Raw genomic sequence first — 3706 nt, 5'->3', positions numbered from 1 at the left:
GCACGGCGGCGTCTCGGGAGCGGCCGGACGGAGCAGGCCGTGGTCAGCGGTCCTGCGGGTCCCCGCCGAGCTGGCCGATGGCGGGGAGGGGGCCGCCGTCGTCGGCGCCGGTGCGGCGCCAGCGGGCGATGGCGTTGCCCAGGTGGTAGATCACGAGGGCGGCGCCGGCGCCGAGGACGATGCCGCCGAGCTCGAAGCCGCCGGAGGAGAACGAGAAGCCGGCGATCGCGATCACGAGGGAGACCGCGGCGGTGTACTGGTTGACCGGGCGCGAGAAGTCGACGCGGTTGTCGATCCAGATCTTGATGCCGATCACGCCGATCAGGCCGTAGAGCGCGGTGGTGGCGCCGCCCAGGACTCCGGCCGGGATCGAGTTGAAGACGGCGCCGACCTTGGGCGAGAGGCTGAGCAGGATCGCGGTGACGCCGGCGACCCAGTAGGCGGCCGTCGAGTACACGCGGGTGGCCGCCATCACTCCGATGTTCTCGCCGTAGGTCGTGGTGCCGGAGCCGCCGAAGGCGCCGGAGAGGGTGGTCGCCACGCCGTCCGCGATCAGGGCTCGGCCGGTGCTGGCGTTGGCGGAGGCGTCGGTCATCGTCGCGACGCCGCGGACGTGTCCGACGTTCTCGGCGATGAGGACGAGCACGACCGGCAGGAACATCGCGATGCCCGACCACGTGGATCCGGAGGCGAAGTCGGGGAAGGTGAACGGCGGCAGCCCGAACCAGTCGGCCGCGCCGACCGCGGAGTAGTCGATCTCGTTCCGGAGCAGGGCGACGACGTAGCCGATGACCACGCCGAGGAAGATCGAGACGCGGCCGAGGAAGCCGCGGAGGAACACGCTCGACAGGATGATCGCGGCGAGCGTGATCGTCCCGGTGATCGGTGCCTGCTTGAAGCTGAGGTACGCGGTCGGAGCCAGGTTGAACCCGATCAGGGCCACGATCGCGCCGGCGACGACCGGCGGCATCAGCCTGTCGATCCAGCCGAGGCCGACGAGCTGCACGAGGACGCCGACGGCGGCCAGGAGGAGGCCCACGGCGACGACTCCGGCGAGCGCCGACCCCGTCCCTCCGACGGCGGTCGCGGCCGTGACGGGCGCGATGAACGCGAAGCTCGAGCCGAGGTAGCTGGGGAGCCGGTTGCGCGTGATCAAGAGGAACAGCAGCGTCCCGACTCCGGAGAAGAGCAGGGTCGTGGCGACCGGGAACCCGGTGAGCACGGGCACGAGGAACGTCGCTCCGAACATGGCGACGACGTGCTGGATGCCGATGGCGATCGTCGCCGGCCAGGCGAGCCGCTCGCCGGGGGCGACGACGGCGCCGGGCTCGACGGTGCGGCCGTCTCCGTGCAGGGTCCAGATGGGCATGGGGCTCCTCGGCGGGGAAGGGAGGCGGGGGTCGACGTTCACAGTAGCGAGGGGTCTGGCCGTGCCGCGGCACCCGACCTACGATCGGGCCATGGACGGAGCGCGGCGTCTCGGCGAGGAGGAGTTCTCCGCGCACCTCGCCGAGCGGGTCGCGCGGATCCGCGGGTCGTTCGGCGACCTCCCGCTCTGGGCGGTCTCGGGCTGGAGCGGTCCGCGGCTGCTGGCGGAGTGGACGCTGACGGGCGGCCCGCGGGGGCTCTCGTTCCTCGCCGACGACGCGGTCCCGGGCGGGCCGGGGCCCTCCGTCGAGATCCGCACGACCCTCGGCGATCCCCGGCACGACGTCGCGCTGCTCTGCTGCCGCGAGGAGGCGCCCGTCTCGTTCGTGCAGCCGGAGGCGCTGCCCGCTCCCACGCGGATCGCGGAGATCCCGGTCGACGGGGCTCCGGAGCCCTTCGAGGTGTGGGAGGGAGCCGGGGCCGTGCGCGCGGCCGCCTGGGTGCGGGGGCACGTCCTCACGCTGGAGTGCCGCGGAGTCGATCTGGACGCACTCGCGCTGGACGAGGTGGACGACATCGAGCCGTTCGTGGCCGGCTGGCTGGAGTTCGTCGGCGCCTCGCGGCGTTGAGCGCCGACCCGCGCTCCTGCGCTGCTGGGAGAGCGCGGAGTCCCGCTCGGCGCGCCGGTGAAAGATGTGCGCCGATCCCGGACAGGAGGGAGCATGAGGCACATGCCAGCTCCCCTCGCGGGTCCCGACCGGTTCGCCGCGGTCGCCGCCGCGGTCGCCGATCCCGTCCGCCGCTACCTCTGGCGGCGCACCGACTCCGCCACCGCCGACGACGTGCTCGCCGCGACGCTCTCGGTGCTCTGGCGCCGCAGCGCCGACGTCCCCGAGGACGACCCGGTGCCGTGGGCGATCGGCGTCGCCCGGCTCCAGCTGCAGAACGCCCGGCGGATGCAGCGCCGCCAGGTCATGCTCGCCCAGCGGATCGCGGTCGTCGATCCGCCCCAGGTGCAGATCGACGAGGGCGAGGCGTCGGGCGCGGAGGAGACCGTGCGCCTCGTGCTCGCCCGGATGCGCGAGCAGGACGCCGAGCTGCTGCGCCTCTGGGCGTGGGAGGAGCTCGACGTCCGCGGGATCGCCGCGGTCCTCGGAGTCACGGCGAACGCCGTCTCGATCCGCCTCCATCGCGCGCGGCGCCGCTTCGCCGAGCTCTACGACTCCACCGACCCGCACGCGCCCGAAGGGGGACTCCGATGACCGGAACCGACGACGAGGACGTCCGCCGCCTCCTCCGCACGGTCGACCCCGCGCGGAGCCTCCCCGCGCTCGACCGCGACGAGCTCGCCGAGCAGATCGCCGCCGCCACGGGCGAGGGCACGCGGACGGTGCACTCCCGCCGCCGCTCCCCCTGGCTGATCGTGGGAGTCGGCGCGCTGAGCGCCGGGGCCGCCGCCTCCCTCCTGCTGCCCTTCGCACTCGGCGTGGGCGGGGGCAGCACCTCGACGCTGATCCTGCCGAGCACGGGCGGGCCGATGGCCGCGTGCTCGCCGGTGACGGCCGCCGCACTGGCCCCCGCTCAGCTCGCGTTCCGGGCCGAGGTCCGCTCGATCGACGGGAGCACCGTCACCCTGCACGTGCTCGAGCGCTACGCGGGCGAGGTCGGCGACGGCGTCACAGTCACCCAGGGCAGGGAGACGGCGGTGGACGGGGCCCCGATCGTGTTCGAGACCGGGGTCGACTACCTGGTCGCGGCCGACGGCGACACGATCCTGACCTGCGGCCTCAGCGGCGAGAGCTCCCCCGAGCTCGCGGCGCTGTACCAGGAGGCGTTCTCACGGCAGTAGGCGGAGGCGGGTAGCGGCCCGGGCGGGCGGTGGCAAGGGCCTCCCCGATCGGGGGGAGCGCCGCGCAGGCTGGAGCGTGGGCCTCCCGGCCCTCCCCCTCCGGTCGCCCGGCGGCGCCCGCGGGCCCTCGGCGACACCGCCCCGCCCGCCCCGCAGGAGGCCCGCATGCCGGTGTTCCGGCTCCTCGAACCGCTCCACGCCGCCGGTGTCGCGCTCGCCGACCTCGCGAGCGATCGGCTCCGCCTCCACGGCGACGGCTCCGACGTCCGCATCACCGCGGTGACCGTCGCGCACACCGAGGCGGGCCCCGGCGCCCTCTTCGCCGCGCTCCCCGGCAGGAGGAGCCACGGGGCCCGGTTCGCGGCCGACGCGGCGGCGGCAGGAGCGGTCGCCGTGCTCACCGACGCGGGCGGGCTCGACGAGGCGCGCGCCTCCGGACTGCCCGTCCTCCTCAGCGACGACCCCCGCACCGCCCTCGGCCCGGTCGCG

At 74.9% G+C, this 3706-nt stretch carries 5 protein-coding genes; 4 read left to right on the top strand and 1 reads right to left on the bottom strand.

Features of this window, described 5'->3' with window-relative positions; translation table 11 throughout:
* Positions 1 to 43 precede the first annotated feature (43 nt).
* Positions 44 to 1369, bottom strand: a complete 1326-nt coding sequence (locus C5C82_RS16895) for a uracil-xanthine permease family protein (RefSeq protein ID WP_104355422.1) — start codon at positions 1367 to 1369, stop codon at positions 44 to 46.
* Positions 1370 to 1460: 91 nt separating this feature from the next.
* Between C5C82_RS16895 and C5C82_RS16890 the strand changes: the two genes are divergently transcribed.
* The 4 genes from C5C82_RS16890 to C5C82_RS16875 form a co-directional block, all read left to right on the top strand.
* A complete protein-coding gene (locus C5C82_RS16890; RefSeq protein WP_104246989.1) occupies positions 1461 to 1997 on the top strand; it encodes a hypothetical protein in 537 nt (178 codons plus the stop codon).
* Between the two features lie 102 nt (positions 1998 to 2099).
* Positions 2100 to 2630, top strand: a complete 531-nt coding sequence (locus tag C5C82_RS16885) for an RNA polymerase sigma factor (protein WP_160033683.1) — start codon at positions 2100 to 2102, stop codon at positions 2628 to 2630.
* Entirely contained in the window at positions 2627 to 3217 is a 591-nt protein-coding gene (locus tag C5C82_RS16880) for a hypothetical protein (RefSeq protein ID WP_104237812.1), read from the top strand. The genes C5C82_RS16885 and C5C82_RS16880 overlap by 4 nt, the downstream gene beginning before the upstream one ends.
* A gap of 165 nt (positions 3218 to 3382) precedes the next feature.
* A partial coding sequence (locus tag C5C82_RS16875; RefSeq protein WP_258064979.1) for a Mur ligase domain-containing protein occupies positions 3383 to 3706 on the top strand: 324 nt, incomplete at its 3' end.

The organism is Rathayibacter sp. AY1D5 (assembly GCF_002932515.1).
Lineage (GTDB): Bacteria > Actinomycetota > Actinomycetes > Actinomycetales > Microbacteriaceae > Rathayibacter.
The sequence above is the reverse complement of the archived record's forward strand: the minus strand, read 5'-3'. Positions and strand labels throughout refer to the sequence as shown.